3 rRNA genes are annotated in these 5,485 nt (G+C 55.8%); all 3 read left to right on the top strand.

Annotated elements, in window-relative coordinates:
* The first annotated feature begins 218 nt into the window (after positions 1-218).
* Positions 219-1,737: ribosomal RNA gene (locus tag ACZI8Q_RS20550) — 16S ribosomal RNA — on the top strand.
* Positions 1,738-2,067: 330 nt separating this feature from the next.
* Positions 2,068-5,199 (top strand): 23S ribosomal RNA (locus ACZI8Q_RS20545).
* A gap of 159 nt (positions 5,200-5,358) precedes the next feature.
* Positions 5,359-5,475, top strand: a 5S ribosomal RNA gene (gene rrf, locus ACZI8Q_RS20540).
* Together the 16S, 23S and 5S rRNA genes form the textbook arrangement of a ribosomal RNA operon.
* Positions 5,476-5,485: the final 10 nt, after the last annotated feature.

Below are 5,485 nucleotides of genomic sequence, written 5' to 3'. Positions count from 1 at the left end.
GGTGTGTGCGTGTTCTTTGAGAACTCAACAGTGTGTCGATGAATGTCAGTGCCAAATGTTTTTGGCGCCTACCATTTTTGGTGGGTGTGACTGTTGGTTCATTTCATTCTTCCGTCTGGGATGGATTGACAATTTTTTGCTAGTTTGAGTTTTTTTGCTAGTGATTTGACTCGATGTCTATGACTGATTGCTGGTTTCGGCCGGCGGTTTTTGAGTCTTCAACGGAGAGTTTGATCCTGGCTCAGGACGAACGCTGGCGGCGTGCTTAACACATGCAAGTCGAGCGGTAAGGCCCTTTCGGGGGTACACGAGCGGCGAACGGGTGAGTAACACGTGGGTGATCTGCCCTGCACTTCGGGATAAGCCTGGGAAACTGGGTCTAATACCGGATATGACTTCGGGTCGCATGGCCTGGGGTGGAAAGATTTATCGGTGCAGGATGGGCCCGCGGCCTATCAGCTTGTTGGTGGGGTAATGGCCTACCAAGGCGACGACGGGTAGCCGACCTGAGAGGGTGACCGGCCACACTGGGACTGAGACACGGCCCAGACTCCTACGGGAGGCAGCAGTGGGGAATATTGCACAATGGGCGAAAGCCTGATGCAGCGACGCCGCGTGAGGGATGACGGCCTTCGGGTTGTAAACCTCTTTCAGCAGGGACGAAGCGCAAGTGACGGTACCTGCAGAAGAAGCACCGGCCAACTACGTGCCAGCAGCCGCGGTAATACGTAGGGTGCAAGCGTTGTCCGGAATTACTGGGCGTAAAGAGCTCGTAGGCGGTTTGTCGCGTCGTCTGTGAAAACTCGAGGCTCAACCTCGAGCTTGCAGGCGATACGGGCAGACTTGAGTACTGCAGGGGAGACTGGAATTCCTGGTGTAGCGGTGAAATGCGCAGATATCAGGAGGAACACCGGTGGCGAAGGCGGGTCTCTGGGCAGTAACTGACGCTGAGGAGCGAAAGCGTGGGTAGCGAACAGGATTAGATACCCTGGTAGTCCACGCCGTAAACGGTGGGCGCTAGGTGTGGGTTTCCTTCCACGGGATCCGTGCCGTAGCTAACGCATTAAGCGCCCCGCCTGGGGAGTACGGCCGCAAGGCTAAAACTCAAAGGAATTGACGGGGGCCCGCACAAGCGGCGGAGCATGTGGATTAATTCGATGCAACGCGAAGAACCTTACCTGGGTTTGACATGTACCGGACGACTGCAGAGATGTGGTTTCCCTTGTGGTCGGTATACAGGTGGTGCATGGCTGTCGTCAGCTCGTGTCGTGAGATGTTGGGTTAAGTCCCGCAACGAGCGCAACCCTTGTCTTATGTTGCCAGCACGTAATGGTGGGGACTCGTAAGAGACTGCCGGGGTCAACTCGGAGGAAGGTGGGGACGACGTCAAGTCATCATGCCCCTTATGTCCAGGGCTTCACACATGCTACAATGGCCGGTACAGAGGGCTGCGATACCGTGAGGTGGAGCGAATCCCTTAAAGCCGGTCTCAGTTCGGATCGGGGTCTGCAACTCGACCCCGTGAAGTCGGAGTCGCTAGTAATCGCAGATCAGCAACGCTGCGGTGAATACGTTCCCGGGCCTTGTACACACCGCCCGTCACGTCATGAAAGTCGGTAACACCCGAAGCCGGTGGCCCAACCCTTGTGGAGGGAGCCGTCGAAGGTGGGATCGGCGATTGGGACGAAGTCGTAACAAGGTAGCCGTACCGGAAGGTGCGGCTGGATCACCTCCTTTCTAAGGAGCATCTCTTGTCTCGGACCAGCACACAGGTGTTGGGGGAGCAAGCAGAGGCCGTTTAGTGAACACATGTTTCACTGCGGTTGCTCATGGGTGGAACACTGACACGCTCATCCGCAACGGTTGGTCCTGTGTGGCCGGCTGGTGGGTGATATATCGGCATGCTGTTGGGTCCTGAGAGAACACGTGAGTGTTTCTTCTCTGGCAAGAACGATCTGGATTGGATGGTCACGCAGACCGCATCACGTTGGTGGTGGTCGTGGTGGTGGCGGGATTCTGATTCGGGTGTGTTGTTTGAGAACTGCACAGTGGACGCGAGCATCTTTGTTGTAAGTGTTTAAGAGCGTACGGTGGATGCCTTGGCACCAGGAGCCGATGAAGGACGTAGGAGGCTGCGATAAGCCTCGGGGAGCTGTCAACCGAGCTGAGATCCGAGGATGTCCGAATGGGGAAACCCAGCACGAGTGATGTCGTGTTACCCGCATCTGAATATATAGGGTGTGTGGAGGGAACGTGGGGAAGTGAAACATCTCAGTACCCACAGGAAGAGAAAACAACAGTGATTCCGTGAGTAGTGGCGAGCGAAAGCGGATGAGGCTAAACCATGTGTGTGTGATACCCGGCAGGGGTTGCATGTGTGGGGTTGTGGGATTCATTGTGTCGATTCTGCCGGATCGGCCGACAGTGAGAAATCATTATGTTAGTGGAAGTGGTCTGGAACGGCCTGTCGTAGAGGGTGAGAATCCCGTACACGAAAACATGGTGACTGTCGTAATGGACACCCGAGTAGCACCGGGCCCGTGAAATCTGGTGTGAATCTGTCGGGACCACCCGATAAGCCTGAATACTCCCTGGTGACCGATAGCGGACTAGTACCGTGAGGGAAAGGTGAAAAGTACCCCGGGAGGGGAGTGAAATAGTACCTGAAACCGTGCGCTTACAATCCGTCAAAGCCTGCGAGTGACTTGTCACTGTGGGTGATGGCGTGCCTTTTGAAGAATGAGCCTGCGAGTTAGCGGCATGTCGCGAGGTTAACCCGTGTGGGGTAGCCGTAGCGAAAGCGAGTCCGAACAGGGCGTGTTAGTGGCATGTTCTAGACCCGAAGCGGAGTGATCTACCCATGGCCAGTGTGAAGCGACGGTAAGACGTCGTGGAGGCGCGAACCCACTTAGGTTGAAAACTGAGGGGATGAGTTGTGGGTAGGGGTGAAAGGCCAATCAAACTCCGTGATAGCTGGTTCTCCCCGAAATGCATTTAGGTGCAGCGTCGCGTGTTTCTCATCGGAGGTAGAGCTACTGGATGGTCTAGGGGGCCCACAAGCTTACCGAAATCAGCCAAACTCCGAATGCCGGTGAGTGAGAGCGCGGCAGTGAGACTGCGGGGGATAAGCTTCGTAGTCGAGAGGGAAACAGCCCAGATCGCCGGCTAAGGTCCCTAAGCGTGTACTAAGTGGAAAAGGATGTGGGGTCGCGAAGACAACCAGGAGGTTGGCTTAGAAGCAGCCACCCTTGAAAGAGTGCGTAATAGCTCACTGGTCAAGTGATCCTGCGCCGACAATGTAGCGGGGCTCAAGTACACCACCGAAGCCGCGGCACTCACGTAAGCCCGCTCGTTTCCTACGGGAGGCGGGCCAGGTGCGTGGGTGGGTAGGGGAGCGTCGTGCAGCCATGGAAGCGCCAGTGTGAACTAGGTGTGGAGGCTGCACGAGTGAGAATGCAGGCATGAGTAGCGAAAGACAAGTGAGAAACTTGTCCGCCGAATGACCAAGGGTTCCTGGGCCAGGTTAATCCGCCCAGGGTGAGTCGGGACCTAAGACGAGGCCGACAGGCGTAGCCGATGGACAACGGGTTGATATTCCCGTACCCGTGTGAACGCGCCCCTGGTGAATCAGTGATACTAACCATCCTGAAGCCACGAGAAGACCTTCGGGTCTCGAGTTGGTGGATGCATGGGACCTGATCTGGTAGTAGCCAAGCGATGGGGTGACGCAGGAAGGTAGCTGAGCCAGTCAGTGGTAATACTGGTGTAAGCCTGTAGGGCGAACGGTAGGCAAATCCGCCGTTCATCAAGCCTGAGAGGTGATGCGTAGCCGAATGAGGCGAATTCAGTGATCCTATGCTGCCGAGAAAAGCCTCTAGCGAGCTTTCACACGGCCCGTACCCCAAACCGACACAGGTGGTCAGGTAGAGAATACCAAGGCGATCGAGACAACTATGGTTAAGGAACTCGGCAAAATGCCCCCGTAACTTCGGGAGAAGGGGGGCCTCGGCCGGTGATCACCCTTGCGGTGTGAGCTGGTTGGGGCCGCAGAGACCAGTGAGAAGCGACTGTTTACTAAAAACACAGGTCCGTGCGAAGTCGTAAGACGATGTATACGGACTGACGCCTGCCCGGTGCTGGAAGGTTAAGAGGACCGGTTAGTCACTTCGGTGGCGAAGCTGAGAATTTAAGCCCCAGTAAACGGCGGTGGTAACTATAACCATCCTAAGGTAGCGAAATTCCTTGTCGGGTAAGTTCCGACCTGCACGAATGGCGTAACGACTTCTCAGCTGTCTCAACCATAGACTCGGCGAAATTGCATTACGAGTAAAGATGCTCGTTACGCGCGGCAGGACGAAAAGACCCCGGGACCTTCACTACAGCTTGGTATTGGTGTTCGGTTCGATTTGTGTAGGATAGGTGGGAGACTGTGATACAGGCACGCCAGTGTTTGTGGAGTCGTTGTTGAAATACCACTCTGATCGTATTGGACCTCTAACCTCGGACCATGATCTGGTTCAGGGACAGTGCCTGGTGGGTAGTTTAACTGGGGCGGTTGCCTCCCAAAATGTAACGGAGGCGCCCAAAGGTTCCCTCAGCCTGGTTGGCAATCAGGTGTCGAGTGCAAGTGCACAAGGGAGCTTGACTGTGAGACTGACAGGTCGAGCAGGGACGAAAGTCGGGACTAGTGATCCGGCACCGGCAAGTGGAAGCGGTGTCGCTCAACGGATAAAAGGTACCCCGGGGATAACAGGCTGATCTTCCCCAAGAGTCCATATCGACGGGATGGTTTGGCACCTCGATGTCGGCTCGTCGCATCCTGGGGCTGGAGTAGGTCCCAAGGGTTGGGCTGTTCGCCCATTAAAGCGGCACGCGAGCTGGGTTTAGAACGTCGTGAGACAGTTCGGTCTCTATCCGCCGCGCGCGTTAGAAACTTGAGGAAGGCTGTCCCTAGTACGAGAGGACCGGGACGGACGAACCTCTGGTGTGCCAGTTGTTCCACCAGGAGCACCGCTGGTTAGCTACGTTCGGAAGGGATAACCGCTGAAAGCATCTAAGCGGGAAGCCTGTTCCAAGATGAGGTTTCTCACCCCCACGAGGGGGTAAGGCCCCCGGCAGACCACCGGGTTGATAGGCCAGAACTGGAAGTACAGCAATGTATGCAGGTGACTGGTACTAATAGGCCGAGGACTTACCACAAAGAAGCTACGCGTCCACTGTGCAGTATCTGAAACAGCACACGATTCACCACGTTTTTTCGTGAATCGTGTGCGGGCGGAGCCCCCATTTTTTTGAAAGGGGTTTCTGCGTTCACTCGATCATTCACGAACGAAGTGAGTGTGCATAGTTTCATAGAGTTACGGCGGCCATAGCGACAGGGAAACGCCCGGTCCCATTCCGAACCCGGAAGCTAAGCCTGTCTGCGCCGATGGTACTGCACTCGACAGGGTGTGGGAGAGTAGGACACCGCCGAACATCCGTTACC

The sequence above is a fragment of the Rhodococcus quanlei genome (assembly GCF_055231015.1).
Note: the sequence above shows the minus strand (reverse complement) of the source record. Positions and strands in the feature narration are given on the sequence as shown.